Raw genomic sequence first — 23060 nt, forward strand, 5'->3', positions numbered from 1 at the left:
GCAACCTCGTGGTTTGAGGAAAAATCGGTCAAATAGGCAAACGTACCGGCGAGCCGGCCAGGATCAAGTCAGGCGCGCCAACGCCAGCGGGCCAGGGCCTTCATGACTTTCATCCAGAGTTTGCGAGTGACCACCACGATGGAATCTCTAAGGGAGGGACGTTCGATGTCGGGCAACAGTATCTCAGCGTCCTGATCCAGGCAACCGGGAATCAGCTTGCGCAGATCATCGATCACCATGGCTGGAGATTCCTCGGCAATCGGGCGACCGTGGTTGTAGCCATAACTCAAGGCAACGCACGCCACACCAGCGGCTTTGGCCGCCTGCACATCGCTGCGCGAGTCGCCGACAAACAGCGACTGCGAAGCGGGCACACCGGCCATTTTCATGACGAAGAACAGCGCAGCAGGGTCGGGCTTCTTTTGCGGCATGGTGTCGCCGCCCACGATCCAGCGAAAGAACCGCCCCAGCTTCATTTCATCGAGCAGCGGTGCAACAAAGCGCTCCGGCTTGTTGGTGATGAGCGCCATCTGCACGCCCATCTTCTGCAGCCACTTCAGGGTTTCACGCACGCCGGGATAGACCACGGTGAACTCGTGCTTTTCCGCGTACGCTTCCATGAACAGTTCAAGCCCGCGCTCGGCCAGCGCGTCATCAACGCCACTGTGCTCGATGTCATTGGCCAGCGCCCTGCGCACCAATACCGGAGCGCCGTTGCCGACCCAGGCACGGACCGACTCAAGCCCCGCTGCCGGACGATCGAGTTGCAGCAGCATCTTGTCCACTGCTACGGCCAGATCCGGTACGGAGTCCACCAGGGTTCCGTCCAGATCGAACATGATCAGCCTGGGCAGTTGACCTGCAAACAGCTGCTCGAAGCCGTTCATGCGCGGGCAGACGCCAGTTCGGCACGCATTTTCTCAATCACTTCACGGTAATCGGGCGCATTGAAGATGGCCGAGCCGGCCACAAATGTATCAGCGCCAGCCGCTGCGATTTCGCGGATGTTATTGACGTTGACGCCGCCATCGATCTCCAGACGAATATCACGCCCCGACGCGTCGATCAGCGCCCGCGCTTCGCGCAGTTTGTTAAGCGTGCCGGGAATGAACTTCTGACCACCGAAACCCGGGTTGACGCTCATGAGCAGGATCATGTCGACCTTGTCCATGACGTATTCCAGCAGGTTCAGCGGCGTGGCCGGGTTAAACACCAGGCCCGACTTGCAACCGCCTTCGCGGATCAACTGCAGCGAGCGGTCGATGTGCTGGGTGGCTTCGGGGTGGAAGGTAATGTAGGTCGCACCGGCCTCGATGAAATCGCCGATGATGCGATCCACAGGGCTGACCATCAGGTGCACATCGATAGGTGCTGTTACGCCGTATTTACGCAGCGCGCTGCACACCATCGGACCAATGGTCAGGTTCGGGACGTAGTGGTTGTCCATGACATCGAAATGCACGAAGTCCGCGCCAGCGGCCAGAACATTGTCGACTTCCTCACCCAGACGGGCGAAGTCAGCGGAAAGAATCGATGGGGCAATAACGAAGGGCTGCATGGCGCACCTGTTTGAGCAGAATCACGGTGGCGCGCATTGTACTCCAACGTTTCTCAATATGTCGCAGGTGCACTTTTCAGGTGTCCCTCTCGCGACCAACACATTAGCTTGCTCGCGAAGAGGACAGTCCATCCGCTGCTGATGTGGCGGCTGGACTACAGCTTTCGCGAGCAAGCTCGCTCCCACAAGAAATGCATCGGCCGCAAACTGCCTGCCAGATTGAATGGGCTTCGACGCGGCGCTGTCTCGCGGCCAATACATTAACCGTGGGAGCGAGCTTGCTCGCGAAGAGGACAGTCCAGCCGCTGCTGATGTGGTGACTGAACTACAGCTTTCGCGAGCAAGCTCGCTCCCACAAGAAATGCATCGGCCGCAAACTGCCTGCCAGATTGAATCGCGCAACGGCATCAAGCCGCCTGCGTCCTCAACTTCTCGCTGCGCCCACGCAGCCATTCGAGCACCAGCAGCAACACCACCGAAAAACCGATCAGCAAGGTTGCCGCCGCCGCGATGGTCGGGCTGAGGTTTTCGCGAATGCCGCTGAACATCTGGCGCGGCAAGGTGGCCTGCTCCGGGCCTGCGAGGAACAGTGTCACCACGACTTCATCGAACGACGTCGCGAAGGCAAACAGCGCGCCGGAAATTACCCCCGGCGCGATCAAAGGCAAGGTCACCCGGCGGAACGCTGTCAGCGGCGACGCACCGAGGCTGGCCGCCGCACGCACCAGATTGTGGTTGAAACCCTGCAGGGTCGCCGACACCGTGATGATCACGAACGGCACACCCAGCACCGCATGCACCAGAATCAGCGAGGTGTAGCTGTTGCCCAGTCCAAGCGGCGCGAAGAACAAATAGCTGGCCACACCGACAATGACCACAGGCACCACCATCGGCGAAATCACCAGCGCCATGACCAGCGCCTTGCCGGGGAAGTTGCCCCGCGTCAGCCCTATCGCCGCCAGTGTTCCGAACACCATGGCCAGCAGCGTCGCCGCCGGGGCGACAATCATGCTGTTCTTCAGCGAGCGCATCCACTCGGCAGAGTTGAAAAAGTCCTGGTACCACTGCAGCGAAAAGCCCTGCAGCGGGTAGACCAGAAAGCTGCCGGAGTTGAACGACAACGGCACGATAACCAGAACCGGCAGCACCAGAAACAGCAGCACCAGCGCGCACAGGATGCGTAACGCGAAGTACCAGATGCGCTCGATCGGCGATGTGTAGGGATTCAACATGGTGACGCTCCTCAGCTCAGACGCAGGCGGCTTGCGCCGACCAGCCAGCTATAAATCAGATACAGCACGATGGTCGCCAACAGCAGCAGGCCGCCCAGCGCCGTCGCCATGCCCCAGTTGATGCTGGTGTTGGTATAGAACGCGACGAAGTAACTGACCATCTGATCGTTCGGGCTGCCCAGCAAGGCCGGGGTGATGTAGTAGCCGATCGACAGAATGAACACCAGCAGGCAGCCCGCGCCGATGCCGGCATAGGTCTGCGGGAAGTACACGCGCCAGAAGCTGGTGAACGGATGGCAGCCCAGCGAAATCGCGGCGCGCATGTAGGTCGGCGAGATGTTCTTCATCACGCTGTAGATCGGCAGGATCATGAAAGGCAGCATGATGTGCACCATCGAGATGTACACGCCGACCCGGTTGAAGACCAGCTCCAGCGGCTTGTCGATGATACCCATTGCCAGCAGCGCGCTATTGATCAGACCACTCGATTGCAACAGAACAATCCACGCAGCAACACGCACCAGGATTGAGGTCCAGAACGGCAGCAGCACCAGAATCATCAGCAGGTTGCTTTGGCGGGACGGCAGGCTGGCGAGCAAATACGCCAGGGGATACGCCAGCACCAGACAGATGACCGTGATGACAAAGCCCATCCAGAAGGTACGGGCGAAGATGTCCAGGTAGATCGCTTGATCGGGGGTCGCGGGGGCCACTTCACCGAGGTCATCGATGCGATGATCCAGGGCGGCCAACACGTAAAAAGGCGTGATGCTGCTGGTGTTGCGGCGCACAGCCTGCCAGTAGGCCGGGTCGCCCCAACGTTCATCCAGCGCTTCAAGCGCTTCTTTATAAGAGGCGGGCTCAGTCTTGAACGGCAAGGCACGCGCCGTCTTGCTCAGCAGGCTACGATAGCCGGCCAGCTCAGTGTTCAGGCGTCGGGACAGATCGCCCAAGGTCGAATTCTTGCGGGTTTCAGCCAGGTCCAGGCTCAACGCCTTGTAGACCGACTCGGGCGGCAGCCCTTTTCCATCCCATTTCTGGACTTCAATCACGGTGCTCGGCAAGGCGGCAACGACTTCCGGGTTACCGACGCTCTTGTAGAGCAGCGCGGCGATGGGCACCAGAAACACCAGCAGCAGGAAGATGACCAGCGGAGCGATCAGTGCCTGGGCCTTCCAGCGATTGACTCGCTCTGCACGCGCGAGACGTTGCTTCAAGTTGGGGCTGGCGCCTTCAGTCAGGGGCACGGCGGTGGCCATAGCGAACTCCGAATCTTTCAACGAAGAGGGTGTTCCCTGAGTCAGGGAACACCCGGATCTAACTCAACGTAACGCGATTACTTGGCGGCCCAGGCAGTGAAACGCTGCTCCAGGGATTCGCCATTGTCGTTCCAGAACGCCACGTCCATCTGCACCTGATCCTTGATGTTTTCAGGCGTGGTCGGCATGTTCTGCAGGGTTTCCTTGTCCAGCAGCGCAACAGCCTGGGTGTTGACCGGGCCGTAGGCGATGTTTTGCGAGTAGACCTTCTGCTGCTCCGGCATCAGGCTGTATTCGATGAACTTCTTAGCCGCTTCAGCGTTTTTCGAACCCTTCGGAATGGCCCATGCGTCGAAGTCGTAAACGCCGCCGGTCCAGACCACCTTCAAGTTGCTTTCTTTCTGCACGGCAGCGATACGGCCGTTGTAGGCCGAACTCATCACCACGTCGCCGGAAGCGAGGTACTGTGGCGGCTGTGCGCCAGCTTCCCACCATTGAATGCTCGGTTTGAGCTCATCAAGTTTCTTGAACGCGCGGTCCTGGCCGTTTTTACTGGCCAGCACTTTGTAGACATCCTTCGGCGCAACACCGTCGGCCATCAAAGCGAATTCCAGGGTGTACTTGGCACCCTTGCGCAGGCCACGCTTACCCGGGAATTTCTTGGTATCCCAGAAATCCGCCCAGCCGCTCGGCGCGCTGGACAGCTTGTCGGCGTTGTACGCCAACACCGTGGACCAGACGAAGAAACCAGCGCCGCAGGTAGTAATCGCGCCAGGAACAAAGTCAGCTGCCTTGCCCAGCGTGGCTGGATCCAGCTCCTCAAACATATCCTCACTGCAACCACGAGCCAGCTCCGGCGACTCGACTTCTACCAGATCCCAGGAAACACTCTTGGTGTCTACCATGGTTTTGATCTTGGCCATTTCACCGTTGTACTCACCGGCAATGATCTTGCCTTTACCCGCCTTTTCCCACGGCGCGTAAAAGGCTTTTTCCTGAGCGGCCTTGTTGGCACCGCCGAAGGAAATGACCGTCAGGTCTGTGGCTGCCATGGTCTGCGCTGCGCACATCATGCCCAGGGTGATGGCGGTGAACTTCAATGATTTCAGCATTTATTCTTTTCTCCACGAGCAGTGTTGGTAAGCGATTGGGGTGGGCGATGAATTCGCCTCTGTTATTGCTTTTATCGATGGATCAATGCACTTGCTGCAAGGGGTCGAGCGCGCGGACGTGCTCGACTTGCCAGCCGATCGGCACCACGTCGCCAACACTCAGCGCAGGGTCCAGCTCGGCGATGGGCTGTTTGACGAAGAAGTCGGTCTTGCCTGCCACTTCCAGACGCACACGCACGTGGTCGCCCAGATAGATGAACTCGGCCACACGGCCGGAAAAACGGTTGGCACAGCTTTCGCTGCGGCCATTGAGGTGGATGCGCTCCGGGCGAATCGAAAGCGTGACCGGCCCGCCTGGCTGACCCACGTTGATCGCCAGAGCGTGGACTTTTTCACCGCGCTCAAGCTCGACCACGCAACGGTCGCCGTCCTGGCTGACCAGACGCCCATTGAGGCGATTGTTTTCGCCGATGAAGTTGGCGACGAAGGTATTTCTCGGCTCTTCATACAGGTTGCGCGGTGGGGCGATCTGCTGGATTTCGCCCTGGTGGAATACGGCTACACGGTCAGACATGGTCAGCGCTTCGCCCTGATCGTGGGTCACGTAAACCACGGTCACACCAAGACGCTGGTGCAGGTGTTTGATTTCCATCTGCATGTGTTCGCGCAACTGTTTGTCGAGCGCACCCAGGGGTTCGTCCATCAACACCAGCTGCGGTTCGAAGACCAGCGCACGCGCCAGAGCGACGCGCTGTTGCTGACCGCCTGACAACTGCGCCGGGTAGCGGTGAGCGAAGCTGTGCAACTGGACCATTTCCAGCGCACGCTTCACCTTCTCGCCAACGTCGGTCTTGCTCATGCCACGCACCGACAGCGGGAACGCCAGGTTCTCGGCAACCGTCATGTGCGGGAACAACGCGTAGTTCTGGAACACCATGCCGATGTCGCGCTTGTGCGGCGGCACATTGTTGATGGCGCGGCCGCCGAGCAGGATTTCACCGGCGGTGGGGGTTTCGAAACCGGCCAGCATCATCAGGCTGGTGGTCTTGCCGGAGCCGGACGGCCCGAGCAGGGTCAGGAACTCGCCCTTGCGAATGTCCAGGTTAAGGTCTTTGACGATCAGTGCTTCGCCGTCGTAGCTCTTCTGCACACCACGAAAGCTGACCAGAACATCACTTGCTCCAGCGCTTGTATCGACGTCGCTCATTACCCACACCTTTGTTTTGTCTGCGTGGCTTCAAGACTAGAACAGCCCGAAGCCCCCGCAAATCGGGGGTAATGAGAGATTAGGCTAGGCGGTCTGGAAGGCTTGGGGTAGGGATTGCCCTACAGGGATGGCGGGATTGGACATGTCTTCGACATTGCACAGCATCAGGTGGAAGCGGGCCTGTCCGAGCAAGAGCGTCAACCCTGAGCATCTGCGTCGCCTGACCCATTTTTCGCGGACAAGTCCGCTCCCACGGCGCGGTGTCCAGAACGCTGATGCATGTCGTTTTCAGACTCAGAGCAGCTTGTGCTCCATCGCGTATTTCACGAGATCGGCCAACGAGTTGAGCTTCATTTTCTGCATCAGCCGCGCTTTGTGGGTGCTGATGGTCTTGCTGCTCAGCGCCAGTTGCTGGGCAATGTCATTGACGTTCGCGCCTTGGGCCAAACGTTCGAATACCGAAAACTCGCGTTCCGACAGCAGTGAGTGCAGCGGCCGATTGTCAGTAAGGCCCACTTCGAACACCATCCGGTCGGCCAGTTCCGGGTCGATGTATCGCCCGCCCGCCGCCACCCGGCGAATCGCTGTCAGCAGCAATGCCGGATCGCTGTCCTTGGTGGCGTAGCCGGCTGCACCGACCTTCAATGCACGCGCCGCCATCTGAGCCTCATCGTGCATCGACAGCACCAGAATGGCCGGCGGATTGTTCAGCGCACGAATTCTGGGAATCGCTTCCAGACCGTTGACGCCTGGCATTGAAATGTCCAGCAGCACCACTTCACAGGCCACATGGCGCAGGGTTTCGAGCAACTGCTCGCCATTGCTGGCCTCGCCCACCACTTGCAGGTCCTTGGCCAGGCCGATCAATTGCTTGATCCCCTCACGCACGATGGTGTGGTCTTCGGCTACCAGTACACGGATCACTTTGCTCGCTCCTGTCCAGCGGGGTCCAACGGAATATAAGCGCGCAAGGTTGTGCCCTCACCCAGCTCGCTGTCCAGCTCCAATCGGCCACCCAGCATCAATACACGCTCACGCATCCCGACGACACCAAACGACACCGGCCTGCCCGGCTCGATGACGAAGCCCTGCCCGTCGTCGGCAATGGTCATGCACATCACATCCCCTTCAAGCGTCAGGCTGATCTCGACGGTGTGCGCCTGGGCGTGCCGCATCACGTTGGTCAGCGCCTCCTGAAGAATCCTGAACATGCCCGTTGCCCTGGCATCGCTGAGCACGGGCAGGTTGTCCGGGACCTGCACCAGACAAGGAATCTGCGTGCGCGATTCAAAGCGTCGGGCCTGCCACTCGATGGCCGAGGCAATGCCGGCATCGAGAATCGGCGGCCGCAATGCTGTGGCCACATCGCGCACCAGTTGGAATAGCTGCGCGATCAGCTTTTTCATGCTCCCCAGCCGGTCGCTCAATCCCGGGTCCAGATCAGCGTAAGCCAGTTCACACATCGACGTTTCCAGCTTGAGCACCGTCAACATTTGCCCCAGCTCGTCGTGAACCTCACGGGCGATCCTGGCCTTCTCTTCTTCGCGCACACTTTCCAGGTGGGCCGACAGTTCACGCAATTGATCGTGGGCGCGACGGCGCTCGCTGACGTCGCTGAGGAAGACCACCAGATACTCCGCCTCACGAAAGCGCAAGAAGCTCAGTGACACATCGACCGGCAGCACACTGCCGTCGGCGCACACACAATTGGTCTCGAACAACTGCGGGCTGTCTTCGGCAGAGCGGGCGTTTTTCCACAGGTTGAGCCAGCGGTCCATATGCAGGCCGGGGTCGAAATCGATCAGGGGGCGCTCGACCACCTTCCCCGGCGCATACCCGAGCATGGTCTCCGCTGCCTGGTTGGCGTAGCGCACGCGGCTGTCCCAATTGACCCACAAAATGCCGACGGTGCTCTGGTCGATGGAAAACTGCGCCAGCCGCAGCGATTCCTCCCCCTGCACTCGACGGGCAATGTCGTCGCGGGCCGCCAACAGCTCCTGCTCAAGTGCCCGTTGCTGGCGACGTTGCCAGATCACGATGGCAAAACAGGCGAGCATCATGACCAGCAACAAGATGCAGAGGTTTTGCCAGAGCCCTGGCGACTCGCTGAAATGCGCAGGCGTCATGGGCATCCAGCGGGTGTGCAATTGCTCCAGCTCCTTGGCCGGGATGGTGCGCAAGGCCTCGGCGACGATGTCCGCCAGTTGCGGCTCATCTCGACGCGACGCGACCCTCAGCAACAACGGCAGACCGATATCGCCCACCACCGCCAACCCGGCAAACTCAGGCTCGCGCAACAGACGACTGAGTTGCGCTTCATCGGCCACGGCATAGCGCGCCTGCTGGCTGAGCAGGAGTTGCAGAGCCTGGCGTTCGAGCGGTACGCCTTGCAGGTTCAGGTGCGGGTAGTTACTGCGCAGGTAGTCCGCCGTCGTACTGGGCATGCGCACCGCGACCCGCGAAAGGCTGTCGAGCTTGTCCAGATCCACCACAGCGCTGCCATCACGCTCGCCGATCAGCAACTGTGAGACACGTAGATACGGATCAGAAAACAGCCAATGCCGCAGTCCTGCCGGCGTCTGCATGAGACCCGGTGCGACGTCCACTTCGCCATCGGCCAGCGCCTTTTCCAGCGCGGCCTGATCGGAGAAGTTTCGCCACAGCAGTTCGACCGGCAGCGTGGCCGCCAGCGCATTCATGAGGTCAACGTTAGCGCCCGACAGTTGTTGCAGGCGTTGATCGAACTGCGCATAGGGCGCGCGCAACACCAGTCCAACGCGCAGCGGGCCATGCCGGGTCAGCCAGTCGCGCTGCGTCGGGCTCAATTGAGCACGAGCCACCAGGCCAGGCTCATCGAACTGTGCATTCGCCGCTTGCGCCATCAAGAGCACAGCCAGGCAGCCGATAAAACCGATGCGCCAAAGACGAGTTAGCAACGTGTCGTTCTCATGTAAAAGTATTGCGCAAAGGCGCGTGCCTGACAAAAGCCGATCAACCCATTAGGCTGCCGGGATAGTTTCTGGCTTGGAATATCCGATGTCCTACACCATTCGCGCAATGTTTCCTGCATTGTTTCTGTCATTGATCGTCCCTTGCGCCCTACCTGCAATGGCCGCCGATGCGCCAAAGGATGCTGCCAAAGAGACACCTGAAGAGCGCGCACCCTTGCTCAGTCGTGCGCAGGAAGATGCTCTGGCGCTTGAGCGTCAGTTGCCCCGGCAAGACCAGCAACAGTTGCAGGCAGGAGACGAAAGCTTCCTGGCGCTGTGGAAGCCGGCCAATACGCCAGAGCCGCAAGGCGCGGTCATTATCCTGCCCGGCGCCGGCGAGTCTCCGGACTGGCCTGATGTGGTCGGGCCGCTGCGCCGCAAGTTTCCCGATGTCGGTTGGGCCAGCCTGAGCGTCACCCTGCCCGACGCCCAGGACACTGCGTTGATGCCGCGTGAACCTGAAGCAGCGACTGGCGACGCCGGTGCAGAAAAAGCCAAGGCAGTGCCAAAGGACGCGCCTGCGAAAGATGCGACCGCAGAGGCAGAAGCCCAGGCCAGCGCCGAGACGGCCAAGGCAGCAGCCGATGAAGAAAGCAACAAGGCACAGGCCGAACGGGTGTTTGCCCGCATTGATAGCGCAATTGCGTTTGCACAACAGAACAAGGCACACAGCATCGTGTTGCTGGGCCACAGCAGCGGTGCTTATTGGGCGGCGCGCTACATGAGCGAACGGCCATCGCCTCTGGTACAGAAACTGGTGATGGTTGCCGCACGCGAACCGCTCAACCTTGCGCCCTCGTTGCGCGACATGGTGCCTGAACTGAAGGTCAAGACCGGGGACTTCATCTACAAAACCCCGGACCAACAGGCCGCAACGGACCGCCTGCAAGCCAGCAAACGCGCCAAAGGTCCGGGCTTCACGCAAATCGGGCTGCTCAGTATCGCGGGCAATCAGGAAACCGAACAGGAACAAATCTTCCGCCGGGTACGCGGCTGGGTCGAGGCTAAATAGCGGTTGGCACGCCTCACCAGAAATGCTGCGTCCTCAAAATAGCTTTCGTGGACAAGTCCACTCCTACAGATTGATGAACACGTAGGAGCGGACTTGTCCGCGAAGAGGGTCTTCAGATCAATGCCTGCTCACTGGAACCCGCGACGCGCCTTGATCACCCGATAGGCATTGTGCAACTCGCTGGTTTTTTCGGTCGCCACCCGGACCTGCAGCGAGCTGGCGCCCGAACCTGCGATCTTGTCCGGGTGATGCCTGCTGAGCAATCGCCGATACGCGCGTTTGATGCTCACAGGGTCGGTGTCGGCCTGCACGCCCAGCAACAGCATCGCACCCTTGTAGACATCGCTGCTGCTGATCGGCGGGCGTTTCATCGGGTCATGTTCGGCAGACAGCGCTTCGATCTGCGGCTCGGTCCAGCCCAACCACATTCCCCAGACACCTATCAGCTCGCGCTCGGCCCGTGACGCCTTGCCGTCGGCCCACGCCATTCGCCAGCAGGCGCGCAACAACCCCTCAGTGCTGTCCGGCTGGCCACGCAGACGACGCAGGTAACTGCGCAGCCCGTCAGTGCCATCCTTGCCGCGTTTGAACGCATTGATTGCGCGCAGTTGATCGGCCTTGCCCAGGCCCAACTGCTGCATCTCTGCACGCGCCTGATGGATGTGACTGGCAACGACGCGCCCGTCACATTTGGCCAGACGCCCCAGCAATACGAACAGCAACTCATCGTCATGAATGGCCGCGCGACCACCCAGACGCTCGCGCAAGTGCGCCCAGCTGTACAGCTTCAGCCGCCGATCCAGCGCCTGCCCCAGCAATGCGCCCAGCAGCGCGCCAGGAATGTCGGCGATGGCATAGCCGATCCCGGCACCTGCCAGCGTGCCCGGCCAGATCATTCAGCGCGTCCCGACAACAGCTGTTCCACTTCGGCCAGACGTTCGTGGGTGCCGACATCCACCCAGCGCCCTTTGAAATGCTCGCCGGTCACCTTTCCGTCACGCATGGCGTCGCGCAATAGCGGTGCCAGCTTGAACGCGCCCGCCTCACATCCCGCAAACAGACGCGGGTGCAGGATGGCGATACCGCTATACGTGAGGCGCGCTCCGGCCGAGTCGTCATCGCGCACCTGACCATCGACCAGCGAGAAGTCGCCGCTCGGGTGATGCGCCGGGTTGTCGATCAGCACCAGATGCGCTAGCCCTGCCAGCGGGGTACGTAATGCGGCGAAGTTGTAATCGGTCCAGATGTCGCCATTGACCACCACAAACGGGTCATCACCCAGCAACGGCAAGGCGCGAAAGATGCCGCCACCGGTCTCCAGAGGCTCGCCTTCAGGCGAGTAACGGATATCAAGGCCCAGACGCTGCCCGTCACCCACATAGTCCTCGATCTGCTGGCCCAGCCACGCGTGGTTGATGACCAGGTCGTGAAATCCGGCCTCACGCAAGGCATTGAGGTGATACTCGATCAGGGGAACACCGCCCGCACGCACCAGAGGTTTTGGCGTGTGCAGGGTCAGCGGGCGCATGCGCTCGCCTTTCCCGGCGGCGAGAATCATCGCTTTCATGCAGTCCTCTTCAACACAATCGATACCTTTTCAAAAATGATTCAAACGGCCGTCTCGACCGGCTGCTGCAGGCTGGTCAGCAACTGACCCAGTTGCGCCAGCTCCGGGCGTCGCGAAAGAACGGCTTCTATATAGGCGAAAAAGCGTGGCACGTCGCCCAGATAACGAGGCTTGCCGTCGCGATGACAAATGCGCGCGAAGATCCCGATGACTTTCAAGTGACGCTGCACACCCATCAGGTCGCTGGCTCGCTCGAACGCGGCGAAGTCGTCATGAACCGCAATGCCCTGCGCGCGCGCCTGCTCCCAGTAGCCTTTCAACCAGCCCGTGACACGTTCCTGCGGCCAGCTCAGGAACGCGTCCTTGAACAGACAGGTAATGTCGTAGGTCACCGGCCCGTAAACAGCATCCTGAAAATCCAGCACACCGGGATTGGGCTCGCTGATCATCAGGTTACGGGGCATGTAGTCGCGATGCACCAGCACTTTGGGCTGTATCAACGCGCTTTCGATCAACAGCTCGCTGGCCTGACGCCAGTCGGTCAACTGCGCCTCGTCCATGTCGACGCCCAGATGACGTTTCACGTACCACTCGGGAAACAACTCAAGCTCACGGCGCAACAATGCCACGTCGTAGCTGGGCAACGGCGCGTCCATCGGTAACTGCTGATACGCCAGCAACGCGTCGATGGCATCGGCGAACAATGCATCGGCGTTATCGGCATCGATCACGTCCAGATAAGTCTGACGACCCAGATCGTTGAGCAGTAAAAAGCCCTGTTCGAGGTCTTCGGCGTAAATTTTCGGAACATTGATGCCCGACTTTTCCAGCAAATGAGCGATATCAACGAACGGTTTGCAGTTTTCCTGGGGTGGCGGCGCGTCCATGACAATAAAAGTTCGACCCTCGCCTTCCCAGCGAAAGTATCGGCGAAAACTGGCATCACTACTGGCCGCAGTCAATGTAGCCGGGGGTACGGCGCCCCAATTTTGCGCCGCGAACAGCGCTGGCAACTGCTCGTCGAGCCAAACTTTCAGGGATTGCAGGCGTATATCTTGATCTGGCATTACAAGGGTCTCCGACGGCGCTAGCCGTCAAGCGGGTCATGCTTTATTATCCGGGATCTTTTTCAGCCCATCGAGAGGCGTGCGGCCCCCCCGCGGGCAGATGGCGCGCAGGAAGCCCGGACTAATAAGATGGCATTGAAATCCCCCGCGTTTCGTAAAAAATTTCCGTTGCTCGTAACCGGCAGTCTGCTGGCGATGCAACCTCTGGCCACTCAGTTCGTGGTCGCCGCGGAACAGTATGACTGCTCAGTCTCTGCTTCGGGTGCCTGGAACTGTGCGCCGAAATCCTCTACCGCTGCCGTAGAGCTGCCTCCACGTCCTGTGCACAGCACAACGTCGGTCAGTTCCAACGGCACCGTGACGTCGGACAGTACCGTCGACGGTCAACCGGCAGCCACCACGCAACTGGTGACCGAAGCCAAGGGTAAAGGCCTGAAGTCGCGTAGTGCTGACTACAGCCACCTCGATTGGGTTCCTCGCGAAAAGCTCACCGCAGCGCAACTGGCCGAAACCGGTCCGTACTGCTCGGGTGCCTACGTAGAGCCGATTCGCCCAGGCATGGATGACAAGACACCGATGAGTGAGGCACCGATGTTCGTCGGTGCTAAAGCCTCGCGTTACGAGCAGGAAGCACAGGTTGCGACCCTCGCGGGTGACGTTGTGCTGCGTCAGGGCAGCATGCAGGTACAGGCCCAGGAGGCCGCCCTGCATCAAGCCGAAAACCGTGGCGAGCTGAACGGCGATGTCCGTCTGCGCGACAACGGCGCACTGATCGTCGGTGACAAGGCCGAGCTGCAGCTCGATACCGGCGAAGCCCGTGTCGACAACGCCGAGTACGTTCTGCACAAGTCGAACATTCGTGGTAACGCCCTGTACGCCAAGCGTGCAGAGAACGCGATCATTCGTCTCAAGGACGGTACGTACACCTCCTGCGAACCGGGCAGCAACGCCTGGACGCTGAAAGGCAACAACATCACGCTGAACCCGGCGACCGGTTTCGGCACCGCGACCAACGTAACGTTGCGGGTCAAGGACATACCGGTCCTCTACACCCCGTACATCTACTTCCCGATCGACGATCGTCGCCAGTCAGGTTTCCTGCCGCCGACCATCTCGGCAGGTGGCGACAACGGCTTCACGCTGGTCACGCCGTACTACTTCAACCTGGCGCCGAACTACGACGCCACGCTGTATCCACGCTACATGGCCGATCGCGGCCTGTTGATGGAAGGCGAGTTCCGTTATCTGACCAAAGGCAGCGAAGGCCAGTTTGGCGGCGCATACCTGAACGACGAGAACGACGAACGCAGGCAGCAGTCCGACTACGACAAGACACGCTGGATGATCAACTGGCAGCACGTGGGCGGTCTCGATACCCGCTGGCTGACCAAGGTCGACTACACCGACATCAGCGATCCGTATTACTTCCAGGACCTGGAAACCGATCAGATCGGCGTCAAGAGAACCGACTACATCAACCAGCAGGGTTCCCTGACGTATCGCGGCGACAACTATTCGGCAGTCTTCAACGCCCAGGCGTACAAGCTGGCGACCGTTGCGAACATCACGCCTTACAACCGTCTGCCACAGATCACCTTCAACGGCACCCTGCCTTACAACCCGGGCGGCCTGAAGTTCGACTACCAGACAGAAGCGGTGCGCTTCGAACGCGACCTGCGTAACGGCAACTTCATCGACGAAAACGGCAACTCGACACCTCGTCTGGACAGAAACGTTGCAGGTCTGGCCCGCTCCAACGGCGACCGTCTGAACCTGGCACCGTCGGTGAGCCTGCCGATGAACTGGACCTACGGCTTCCTGACGCCAAAGCTCAAGTATGTCTACACCCAGTACGATCTGGATCTGGACAGCCAGGGCAAGAGCACACTGCTGGCTGACGAAGAGTACAGCAGCAGCCAGAGCCGCTCCGTGCCGATCTTCAGCGTCGACAGCGGCCTTTACTTCGACCGTAATACGCAGTGGTTCGGCAAAGACTATCGCCAGACGCTGGAACCGCGCCTGTTCTATCTCTATGTTCCCGAGAAAGACCAGACCGACATTCCGGTATTCGACTCAAGCGAAAGCACCTTCAACTACGCCTCGCTGTTCCGTGACAACCGCTTCACCGGTTCCGACCGCATCGGCGACGAAAACAAACTGTCGCTGGGCGTGACCAACCGCTGGATCGAAGAGAACGGTTTCGAGCGTCAGCGCTTCAGCATTGGCCAGGCGCTGTACTTCGAAGACCGCAAGGTGCAATTGCCGGGTGTGGTATTCGCAGACCGCGACGACGCCAAGGCCAACGTGTCGCCTTACGCACTGGAATACGAATACCGCTTCAACCGCGACTGGCGCTTCAACTCCGATTTCAACTGGGATCCGGACAGCAAGAGCACCCGTTCGGGCAGCGCGATGTTCCATTACCAGCCTGAAGACAACCCGAACAAGGTCGTCAACGTCGGCTATCGCTATCGCAACGACCAGATCCGGTTCGACCAGACCACTGGCCGCTGGACCGTGGGCGGTGGTGACTACGGCAGCCCGGGCGATCCGAACTACGTGAAGGATTACTACAAGATCCAGCAGCACGACTTCTCGGTCATCTGGCCAATCGTGCCGCAGTGGAGCCTTATCAGCCGCTGGCAATATGACTACAACCGCGACCGTACCATCGAGGCCTTTGGTGGTTTCGAATACGACAACTGCTGCTGGAAACTGCGCCTGATCAACCGTTACTGGGTTGATTACGACGAATTCAGCCAGGAAGCGCCTCAGAACGAAAAAGGCGACCGCGGTATATTCCTACAAATCGTGTTGAAGGGACTCGGCGGCGTGACCGGCGCCAAAGTAGAGAGCTTCCTCGACAAAGGCATCCAAGGTTATCGTGAACGTGAAGACCAAGCTTTCTGATTGTCTGCGCCCGCTGATGCTGGGCGCGTTACTCCTGAGCGGCGCCGTGCATGCAGCGGTTCAACCTCTGGACAGTGTTGTGGCCATCGTCGATAACGACGTGATCATGAAAAGCCAGATGGACCAGCGTGTTCGCGAAGTTCAGCAAACCATCGCCAAGCGCGGGTCGGGCGTACCGCCCGCCGAAGCGCTGCAGCAGCAGGTTCTGGATCGTCTGATTCTGGAAAACCTGCAGCTGCAGATCGGCGAGCGTTCCGGCATCCGCGTCACTGACGAAGAGCTGAACCAGGCCATCGGCACCATTGCCCAGCGTAACAACATGAGCGTGGAGCAGTTCCGCGCTGCCCTCGCCCACGATGGTCTCTCGTACAACGATGCACGCGAGCAGGTTCGCCGGGAAATGATCATCAGCCGTGTGCGCCAGCGCCGCGTAGCCGAGCGTATCCAGGTGTCCGAGCAGGAAGTGAAGAACTTCCTGGCCTCCGACCTGGGCAAGGCTCAGTTGTCCGAAGAGTTTCACCTGGCCAACATCATGATCGCCACGCCTGACAGCGCATCGTCCGATGCCATTCAGGCCGCCGCGCGCAAGGCCAAGGATGTCTACGACCAACTGAAGAAAGGTGCCGACTTCGCGCAGATGGCAATTGCCAAATCGTCGAGCGAAAGCGCACTGGAAGGCGGTGACATGGGCTGGCGCAAAGCCGCGCAACTGCCTCCACCTTTCGGCGATATGCTCAGTTCGATGCCGATCGGTGACGTGACGCCTCCGGCGCGTACGCCTGGTGGCTTCATTATTCTCAAGCTGCTGGAAAAACGCGGCGGACAAGGTCAGGCCCAGATGCGTGATGAAGTTCATGTGCGTCACATCCTGATCAAGCCAAGCGAAATTCGCAGCGAAGATGAAACCCGTCGTCTGGCCACCAAGATCTACGAGCGCATTGAAAACGGCGAAGACTTCGGCGAGCTGGCCAAGAGCTTCTCGGAAGATCCGGGCTCGGCGCTCAACGGTGGTGACCTGAACTGGGTCGACCCCAACTCGCTGGTTCCGGAATTCCGTGAAGTCATGACTGAAACGCCTCAGGGCGTGGTGTCCAAGCCGTTCAAGACCGCTTATGGCTGGCACGTACTGGAAGTACTTGGCCGTCGCGCCACGGACGCCACCAGCCAGGCCCGTGACCAGCAAGCCCTGAACGTGCTGCGTAACCGCAAGTACGACGAAGAGCTGCAAACCTGGCTGCGTCAGATCCGTGACGAAGCCTACGTTGAAATCAAGCTCCCTGGCGCAGCCCAGGCTGCACAGTGACGCCAAAGCGCTTCGCACTGACACCCGGCGAGCCGGCCGGCATAGGTCCTGACCTTTGCCTGCTGCTCGCCACGCAGCCTCAGCCACACCCCCTGATTGCCATCACCAGCCGTGACCTGCTCCTTGAGCGGGCCGCGCAGCTGGGTGTGGTCGTCAACCTGATCGACGCTGCCCCCGATGCCTTCCCGGACGCGCCAGCGCCCGCCGGCAGCCTGTATGTCTGGGACACGCCATTGGCGCAACGGGTGGTCACAGGTGAGCTGAACAAGGCCAACGCCGGGTTCGTGCTGCAAACCCTGACACGCGCCGGGCAAGGCTGCCTTGACGGCCTGTTCAGCGGCATGATCACAGCACCGGTCCATAAGGGCGTGATCAACGAAGGCGGGTTCGCCTTTTCAGGACACACCGAATTCCTTGCCGAACTGACCCATACCGAACAGGTCGTGATGATGCTGGCCACCGGCGATCTGCGCGTTGCTCTGGTGACTACGCATTTGCCATTGCGCGATGTGGCCGACGCCATCACGCCAGATCGCCTGGAGCGCGTCACGCGCATCCTGCACGCCGATCTGGTGAACAAGTTCGGCATCGCCCACCCGCGCATCCTGGTGTGCGGCCTCAACCCTCATGCCGGTGAAAGCGGGCATCTGGGGCGCGAGGAAATAGACATCATCGAACCGACTCTGGAGCGTCTGCGCAGCGATGGGCTGGACCTACGCGGCCCGCTGCCTGCCGACACTCTGTTTACCCCCAAATATCTGGAGCACTGCGACGCGGTGCTGGCGATGTACCACGATCAGGGCCTGCCGGTGCTGAAATACAAAGGCTTTGGCGCAGCGGTCAATGTGACGCTGGGCCTGCCGATCATTCGCACGTCTGTCGACCACGGCACCGCGCTGGATCTGGCGGGCAGTGGCAAGATCGACACCGGCAGCCTGCACGTGGCGCTGCAAACCGCCTACCAGATGGCCGAGACCCCTTCATGACCGAGCAATACCAACACCGGGCGCGCAAGCGTTTCGGGCAGAACTTCCTGCACGACGCAGGCGTTATCGACAAGATCCTGCGTGCCATTCGGGCAAAGCCTGAAGACCGCCTGCTGGAAATCGGGCCAGGCCAGGGCGCGCTGACCGAAGGCCTGCTCAACAGCGGGGCTCATCTGGATGTCGTGGAACTGGACAAAGACCTGATCCCGATCCTCAACAGCCAGTTCGCCGGCAAACCCAACTTCAACCTGCATCAGGGCGATGCATTGAAGTTCGACTTCAACAGTCTGGGCGCACAACCCAACAGCCTGCGCGTTGTCGGCAACCTGCCCTACAACATCTCCACACCGTTGATCTTCCATCTGTTGCAGAACGCCAGCCTGATTCGCGACATGCACTTCATGCTGCAGAAAGAAGTGGTCGAGCGCCTCGCGGCGGGCCCGGGCGGCGGTGACTGGGGTCGCCTGTCGATCATGGTCCAGTACCATTGCCGCGTGGAGCACCTGTTCAACGTCGGGCCAGGCGCGTTCAATCCGCCGCCCAAAGTGGACTCGGCCATTGTGCGCCTGGTGCCGCACGAAACACTGCCCCACCCTGCCAAGGATCATCGCCTGCTGGAGCGCGTTGTACGCGAAGCCTTCAACCAGCGCCGCAAGACCTTGCGCAACACGCTCAAGCTGCTGTTGAGCAGCGACGAAATCACCGGCGCTGGCGTAGACGGCAGCCTGCGTCCGGAACAACTGGATCTGGCTGCTTTTGTACGCCTGGCCGACAAGCTCAGCGAGCAGACCGTAGCACCGTAACCTGTCGAGACAAGTGAACGGCGAACGGCCATTCGTCATTTTCCGCGCACTTGTCCTAGACTGATGCTTCTACTCAGTGCTCCCGTTTTTTTCGCTATGGATTTCAAGGCCTACTGAATGTCCGATTCCCGTTATCAGGTCGACGTCAGCGTCGTCACACGTTTCCTCGCAGAACAGTCGCAACCCGAGCAGAATCGCTTCGCGTTCGCCTACACCATCACGGTCCAGAACAACGGCCAGTTGCCGGCCAAGCTGCTGTCCAGACACTGGGTCATCACCGATGGCGACGGCCACGTCGAGGAAGTCCGGGGCGAGGGTGTGGTCGGGCAGCAGCCGTTGATCAAGGTCGGGCAGAGCCACACGTACAGCAGCGGCACGGTCATGACCACCAAGGTCGGCAACATGCAGGGCTCGTATCAGATGCTCGCTGAAGACGGTAAACGTTTCGACGCCGTCATCGCCCCCTTCCGTCTTGCCGTACCCGGTGCCCTTCACTGATGGCGGTGTACGCCGTCGGCGACCTGCAAGGTTGCCTGGAACCACTGAAGTGCCTGCTTGACGATGTGGGTTTCGACCCTGAAAAAGATCGCCTGTGGCTGGTGGGTGATCTGGTCAACCGCGGCCCCCAGTCGCTGGCAACGCTGCGCTTTCTGTACAACATTCGTCAGTCGCTGGTGTGCGTGCTGGGCAACCACGACCTGCACCTGCTCGCTGCCGCGCGCAACATCGAGCGTCTCAAAAAGAGCGACACCTTGCGTGAAATTCTGGAAGCGCCTGATCGCGACGATCTGCTGGGCTGGATACGCCAGCAGAAGCTGATGCACTACGACGAAACGCGCAACGTGGCCATGGTTCATGCCGGTATCGCGCCACAATGGTCGCTGAAGAAAGCGCTCAAGCACGCCGCCGAAGTCGAACAGGCCTTGCAAGACGACAATCTGTACGAACCCTTTCTGGATGGCATGTACGGCAACGAGCCTGTCAAATGGGACAATGCCTTGCATGGAGTCACTCGTTTGAGGGTGATCACCAATTACTTCACCCGAATGCGGTTCTGTACCAGCGATGGCAAGCTGGACCTCAAGGGCAAGGAAGGTGTAGAAACCGCCAAGCCTGGCTACGCGCCCTGGTTCAGCCATCAGACACGCAAGACGCGCTCGGTTAAAATCATTTTCGGTCACTGGGCGGCACTCGAAGGCCGCTGTGACGAACCGGGTGTCTTCGCCCTGGACAGCGGCTGCGTATGGGGCGGCGCAATGACACTGCTCAACGTCGACACCCTTGAACGCCATCAATGCAATTGCGATGCTGCCGGCAATGTCGCGACACCGGCCATCACCCGAATACCGAGCCACGTCGCACCGCATCAGCCCCCAGAGGCACAGGAGCCCAAACAATGAGCGAGTTCAAACGTATTCCCCCAGAGCAGGCTCAGGCGCTGCGTGAACAAGGCGCGGTCGTGGTCGATGTTCGCGACGCCCAGACGTTCGAGAGCAACCATATTCCCGAATCGCTGCACCTGGACAACCACTCCATTGCCGACTTCATCGCCAAGGCCGATCTGGACAAGCCTCTGGTCGTGATCTGCTATCACGGCAACTCCAGCCAGAACGCTGCCGCCTATCTGGTGGGTCAGGGCTTCTCGGATGTCTACAGCGTGGACGGCGGCTTCGAGCTCTGGCGCTCGACTTTTCCGGCAGAAACCGTGCAAGGCCGCTGAAAAATATTTTTATGACAGCCGATCCCGCGTTCTACGCGGGCTCGCGCCCCAACTGACGAACGGTCAGCCCGTCTTCTCGCTCATCCCTTCTTTATCTTTCCGAATCCGAACTATCCTTAGCCTCAGGCCATCCGAAATCAGGGGAGAGCCGGTACACCGGCGCGTGGGTCATCGGTAGCTACTTTTATGGTGTTCTGGGGGGTAAACGGCATCTGGATACTCAGCTGCTGCCAGCATCGACTGACGATCCGCCGCCGGCTCAACGTATCGAGCGAGGTGACGTCATGAGTATTTTTAGCCACTTCCAACAACGCTTTGAAACGACACGCCAGGAAGAGCTCTCGCTGCAGGAGTATCTTGAGCTCTGCAAACAGGATCGCAGTGCCTATGCCTCAGCCGCCGAACGTCTGCTGCTGGCCATAGGTGAACCTGAGCTGGTGGATACCTCCGCCAACTCGCGGTTATCGCGAATTTTCTCCAACAAGGTGATACGGCGCTATCCGGCGTTTGCTGACTTCCATGGGATGGAAGAATGCATCGACCAGATCGTTTCCTACTTCCGCCATGCCGCTCAAGGCCTGGAAGAAAAGAAGCAGATTCTCTATCTGCTTGGCCCGGTTGGCGGTGGTAAATCGTCTCTGGCTGAAAAACTCAAACAACTGATCGAAAAGGTCCCGTTCTACGCCATCAAGGGCTCGCCGGTGTTCGAGTCGCCATTGGGCCTGTTCAATGCCAATGAAGACGGTGCCATTCTCGAAGAAGACTTCGGCATCCCGCGTCGCTACCTGAGCACCATCATGTCGCCTTGGGCGACCAAACGTCTGGCTGAGTTCGGGGGCGACATCAGCCAGTTCAAGGTCGTGAAACTCTATCCGTCGGTACTCAACCAGATCGCTGTGGCAAAAACCGAGCCGGGTGACGAGAACAACCAGGACATCTCGGCCCTGGTCGGTAAAGTCGACATTCGCAAGCTGGAAGAATTTCCGCAGAACGACGCCGATGCCTACAGCTACTCGGGCGCACTCTGCCGGGCCAACCAGGGCCTGATGGAATTCGTCGAGATGTTCAAGGCACCCATCAAGGTTCTCCACCCGTTGCTGACGGCTACTCAGGAAGGCAACTACAACAGCACCGAAGGGTTGGGCGCGATTCCGTTCACCGGCATTCTGCTCGCGCACTCCAACGAATCGGAATGGCACAGCTTCCGCAACAACAAGAACAACGAAGCCTTCATCGACCGTATCTACATCGTGAAGGTGCCCTACTGCCTGCGCGTCAGCGACGAAATCAAGATCTACGACAAACTGCTGTTCAACAGCTCCCTGTCCAAGGCGCATTGCGCACCGGACACGCTGAAGATGCTTGCGCAGTTCACAACCCTGTCGCGCCTCAAGGAGCCGGACAACTCCAACATCTACTCCAAGATGCGCGTGTACGACGGCGAGAACCTCAAGGACACCGACCCGAAAGCCAAGTCGATTCAGGAGTACCGCGATAGCGCGGGTGTCGACGAGGGCATGAACGGTCTGTCGACCCGTTTCGCGTTCAAGATCCTCTCCAAGGTGTTCAACTTCGATCCGCATGAAATCGCCGCCAACCCGGTACACCTGCTCTATGTGCTGGAGCAGCAGATCGAACAGGAGCAATTCCCGGCCGAGACGCGCGAGCGTTACCTGCGCTTCATCAAGGAATACCTGGCACCGCGCTACATCGAGTTCATCGGCAAGGAAATCCAGACGGCTTATCTGGAATCCTACAGCGAGTACGGTCAGAACATCTTCGATCGCTATGTGCTCTATGCAGACTTCTGGATTCAGGATCAGGAATACCGCGACCCCGAAACCGGCGAGATTCTCAACCGGGTGGCCTTGAACGAGGAACTGGAAAAGATCGAGAAACCCGCCGGCATCAGCAACCCGAAAGATTTCCGCAACGAGATCGTCAACTTCGTGCTGCGCGCCCGCGCCAACAACAATGGCAAGAACCCGACCTGGCTCAGCTACGAGAAGCTGCGCGTGGTGATCGAGAAGAAAATGTTCTCCAACACCGAGGACCTTCTGCCGGTCATCAGCTTCAACGCCAAGGCCAGCAAGGAAGACCAACAGAAGCACAACGACTTCGTCACTCGAATGGTTGAACGGGGCTACACCGATAAACAGGTACGTCTTCTCTCCGAATGGTATCTGCGCGTACGCAAGTCGCAGTAATGGCAGCGGCAAGCGGCAGGCTGTAAATCTCGGGCCGGCGTCAGGCCCGCCCGAGGTGCTGTTTTGTGCCAGCGCTTGCTTTTAAGCTTCAGGTTCACCGCCTGAAGCTTGCAACTTGAAGCTGCCC

20 protein-coding genes are annotated in these 23060 nt (G+C 59.7%); 9 read left to right on the forward strand and 11 right to left on the reverse strand.

What is annotated here, in order from left to right:
- Positions 1–68: 68 nt before the first annotated feature.
- The 8 genes from BUB69_RS12365 to BUB69_RS12400 form a co-directional block, all read right to left on the reverse strand.
- Entirely contained in the window at positions 69–887 is an 819-nt protein-coding gene (locus tag BUB69_RS12365; RefSeq protein ID WP_073166855.1) for a phosphoglycolate phosphatase, read from the reverse strand.
- Positions 884–1558, reverse strand: coding sequence for a ribulose-phosphate 3-epimerase (rpe, locus tag BUB69_RS12370; RefSeq protein WP_073166859.1), 675 nt, complete (start codon positions 1556–1558; stop codon positions 884–886). Before rpe ends, BUB69_RS12365 begins: the two co-directional genes overlap by 4 nt.
- A 407-nt stretch (positions 1559–1965) precedes the next feature.
- Entirely contained in the window at positions 1966–2790 is an 825-nt protein-coding gene (locus BUB69_RS12375) for an ABC transporter permease (RefSeq protein WP_073166862.1), read from the reverse strand.
- Positions 2791–2801: 11 nt separating this feature from the next.
- Positions 2802–4049: an ABC transporter permease gene (locus tag BUB69_RS12380; RefSeq protein ID WP_073166866.1), complete on the reverse strand. Its 1248-nt coding sequence runs from the start codon at positions 4047–4049 to the stop codon at positions 2802–2804.
- 77 nt (positions 4050–4126) lie between these two features.
- Positions 4127–5161, reverse strand: coding sequence for a polyamine ABC transporter substrate-binding protein (locus BUB69_RS12385; protein WP_073166869.1), 1035 nt, complete (start codon positions 5159–5161; stop codon positions 4127–4129).
- An 82-nt stretch (positions 5162–5243) separates the two neighbouring features.
- Positions 5244–6368 carry an ABC transporter ATP-binding protein gene (locus BUB69_RS12390; RefSeq protein WP_073166871.1) on the reverse strand — a complete coding sequence of 375 codons (1125 nt, stop codon included), beginning with the start codon at positions 6366–6368 and terminating at the stop codon, positions 5244–5246.
- A gap of 294 nt (positions 6369–6662) precedes the next feature.
- Entirely contained in the window at positions 6663–7292 is a 630-nt protein-coding gene (locus BUB69_RS12395) for a response regulator (RefSeq protein WP_004885362.1), read from the reverse strand.
- Entirely contained in the window at positions 7289–9250 is a 1962-nt protein-coding gene (locus BUB69_RS12400; protein WP_245825284.1) for a sensor histidine kinase, read from the reverse strand. The genes BUB69_RS12395 and BUB69_RS12400 overlap by 4 nt, the downstream gene beginning before the upstream one ends.
- 154 nt (positions 9251–9404) lie before the next feature.
- Here BUB69_RS12400 and BUB69_RS12405 point away from each other — a divergent pair, with 154 nt between their 5' ends.
- Positions 9405–10370 (forward strand): alpha/beta hydrolase family protein, encoded by a 966-nt coding sequence (locus tag BUB69_RS12405; protein WP_073166877.1) that lies wholly within the window; start codon positions 9405–9407, stop codon positions 10368–10370.
- Positions 10371–10498: 128 nt separating this feature from the next.
- Here BUB69_RS12405 and BUB69_RS12410 read toward each other — a convergent pair whose 3' ends face one another.
- The 3 genes from BUB69_RS12410 to BUB69_RS12420 are packed head-to-tail and all read right to left on the reverse strand — an operon-like array spanning position 10499 to position 13004.
- The gene (locus BUB69_RS12410; protein WP_073166881.1) at positions 10499–11266 is read right to left on the reverse strand and encodes a TerB family tellurite resistance protein; all 768 of its coding nucleotides are present in this window, start codon (positions 11264–11266) and stop codon (positions 10499–10501) included.
- A complete protein-coding gene (gene murU, locus BUB69_RS12415) occupies positions 11263–11937 on the reverse strand; it encodes an N-acetylmuramate alpha-1-phosphate uridylyltransferase MurU (RefSeq protein ID WP_073166884.1) in 675 nt (224 codons plus the stop codon). The genes BUB69_RS12410 and murU overlap by 4 nt, the downstream gene beginning before the upstream one ends.
- Positions 11938–11978: 41 nt before the next feature.
- A complete protein-coding gene (locus BUB69_RS12420; protein WP_073166888.1) occupies positions 11979–13004 on the reverse strand; it encodes an aminoglycoside phosphotransferase family protein in 1026 nt (341 codons plus the stop codon).
- Between the two features lie 129 nt (positions 13005–13133).
- Here BUB69_RS12420 and BUB69_RS12425 point away from each other — a divergent pair, with 129 nt between their 5' ends.
- From BUB69_RS12425 to BUB69_RS12460, 8 genes are all read left to right on the forward strand, one after another.
- The gene (locus BUB69_RS12425; RefSeq protein ID WP_073166891.1) at positions 13134–15914 is read left to right on the forward strand and encodes an LPS-assembly protein LptD; all 2781 of its coding nucleotides are present in this window, start codon (positions 13134–13136) and stop codon (positions 15912–15914) included.
- A complete protein-coding gene (locus tag BUB69_RS12430; protein ID WP_163032098.1) occupies positions 15895–17217 on the forward strand; it encodes a peptidylprolyl isomerase in 1323 nt (440 codons plus the stop codon). The genes BUB69_RS12425 and BUB69_RS12430 overlap by 20 nt, the downstream gene beginning before the upstream one ends.
- The gene (pdxA, locus tag BUB69_RS12435) at positions 17214–18203 is read left to right on the forward strand and encodes a 4-hydroxythreonine-4-phosphate dehydrogenase PdxA (RefSeq protein WP_073166894.1); all 990 of its coding nucleotides are present in this window, start codon (positions 17214–17216) and stop codon (positions 18201–18203) included. The genes BUB69_RS12430 and pdxA overlap by 4 nt, the downstream gene beginning before the upstream one ends.
- Positions 18200–19006 carry a 16S rRNA (adenine(1518)-N(6)/adenine(1519)-N(6))-dimethyltransferase RsmA gene (rsmA, locus tag BUB69_RS12440; RefSeq protein WP_073166897.1) on the forward strand — a complete coding sequence of 269 codons (807 nt, stop codon included), beginning with the start codon at positions 18200–18202 and terminating at the stop codon, positions 19004–19006. Before pdxA ends, rsmA begins: the two co-directional genes overlap by 4 nt.
- A 117-nt stretch (positions 19007–19123) precedes the next feature.
- Positions 19124–19504 (forward strand): Co2+/Mg2+ efflux protein ApaG, encoded by a 381-nt coding sequence (apaG, locus tag BUB69_RS12445; protein ID WP_024687709.1) that lies wholly within the window; start codon positions 19124–19126, stop codon positions 19502–19504.
- Entirely contained in the window at positions 19504–20406 is a 903-nt protein-coding gene (locus BUB69_RS12450; RefSeq protein WP_073166900.1) for a symmetrical bis(5'-nucleosyl)-tetraphosphatase, read from the forward strand. Before apaG ends, BUB69_RS12450 begins: the two co-directional genes overlap by 1 nt.
- Positions 20403–20726 carry a thiosulfate sulfurtransferase GlpE gene (gene glpE, locus BUB69_RS12455; protein WP_073166903.1) on the forward strand — a complete coding sequence of 108 codons (324 nt, stop codon included), beginning with the start codon at positions 20403–20405 and terminating at the stop codon, positions 20724–20726. Before BUB69_RS12450 ends, glpE begins: the two co-directional genes overlap by 4 nt.
- Before the next feature lie 284 nt (positions 20727–21010).
- Complete coding sequence (locus tag BUB69_RS12460; protein WP_004885332.1) at positions 21011–22933, forward strand: PrkA family serine protein kinase; 1923 nt, start codon at positions 21011–21013, stop codon at positions 22931–22933.
- Positions 22934–23060 lie beyond the last annotated feature (127 nt).

The organism is Pseudomonas asturiensis (assembly GCF_900143095.1).
Classification (GTDB): domain Bacteria; phylum Pseudomonadota; class Gammaproteobacteria; order Pseudomonadales; family Pseudomonadaceae; genus Aquipseudomonas; species Aquipseudomonas asturiensis.

What these genes read in the sequence shown, in the direction of transcription:
- BUB69_RS12375 (WP_073166862.1), bottom strand. Translation starts at nt 2,790, where the DNA reads ATGTTGAATCCCTACACATCGCCGATCGAGCGCATCTGGTACTTCGCG.
- BUB69_RS12385 (WP_073166869.1), bottom strand. Translation starts at nt 5,161, where the DNA reads ATGCTGAAATCATTGAAGTTCACCGCCATCACCCTGGGCATGATGTGC.
- BUB69_RS12380 (WP_073166866.1), bottom strand. Translation starts at nt 4,049, where the DNA reads ATGGCCACCGCCGTGCCCCTGACTGAAGGCGCCAGCCCCAACTTGAAG.
- BUB69_RS12450 (WP_073166900.1), top strand. Translation starts at nt 19,504, where the DNA reads ATGGCGGTGTACGCCGTCGGCGACCTGCAAGGTTGCCTGGAACCACTG.
- BUB69_RS12410 (WP_073166881.1), bottom strand. Translation starts at nt 11,266, where the DNA reads ATGATCTGGCCGGGCACGCTGGCAGGTGCCGGGATCGGCTATGCCATC.
- BUB69_RS12400 (WP_245825284.1), bottom strand. Translation starts at nt 9,250, where the DNA reads ATGGCGCAAGCGGCGAATGCACAGTTCGATGAGCCTGGCCTGGTGGCT.
- murU (WP_073166884.1), bottom strand. Translation starts at nt 11,937, where the DNA reads ATGAAAGCGATGATTCTCGCCGCCGGGAAAGGCGAGCGCATGCGCCCG.
- BUB69_RS12420 (WP_073166888.1), bottom strand. Translation starts at nt 13,004, where the DNA reads ATGCCAGATCAAGATATACGCCTGCAATCCCTGAAAGTTTGGCTCGAC.
- rpe (WP_073166859.1), bottom strand. Translation starts at nt 1,558, where the DNA reads ATGCAGCCCTTCGTTATTGCCCCATCGATTCTTTCCGCTGACTTCGCC.
- rsmA (WP_073166897.1), top strand. Translation starts at nt 18,200, where the DNA reads ATGACCGAGCAATACCAACACCGGGCGCGCAAGCGTTTCGGGCAGAAC.
- BUB69_RS12365 (WP_073166855.1), bottom strand. Translation starts at nt 887, where the DNA reads ATGAACGGCTTCGAGCAGCTGTTTGCAGGTCAACTGCCCAGGCTGATC.
- BUB69_RS12425 (WP_073166891.1), top strand. Translation starts at nt 13,134, where the DNA reads ATGGCATTGAAATCCCCCGCGTTTCGTAAAAAATTTCCGTTGCTCGTA.
- BUB69_RS12460 (WP_004885332.1), top strand. Translation starts at nt 21,011, where the DNA reads ATGAGTATTTTTAGCCACTTCCAACAACGCTTTGAAACGACACGCCAG.
- BUB69_RS12390 (WP_073166871.1), bottom strand. Translation starts at nt 6,368, where the DNA reads ATGAGCGACGTCGATACAAGCGCTGGAGCAAGTGATGTTCTGGTCAGC.
- glpE (WP_073166903.1), top strand. Translation starts at nt 20,403, where the DNA reads ATGAGCGAGTTCAAACGTATTCCCCCAGAGCAGGCTCAGGCGCTGCGT.
- apaG (WP_024687709.1), top strand. Translation starts at nt 19,124, where the DNA reads ATGTCCGATTCCCGTTATCAGGTCGACGTCAGCGTCGTCACACGTTTC.
- BUB69_RS12405 (WP_073166877.1), top strand. Translation starts at nt 9,405, where the DNA reads ATGTCCTACACCATTCGCGCAATGTTTCCTGCATTGTTTCTGTCATTG.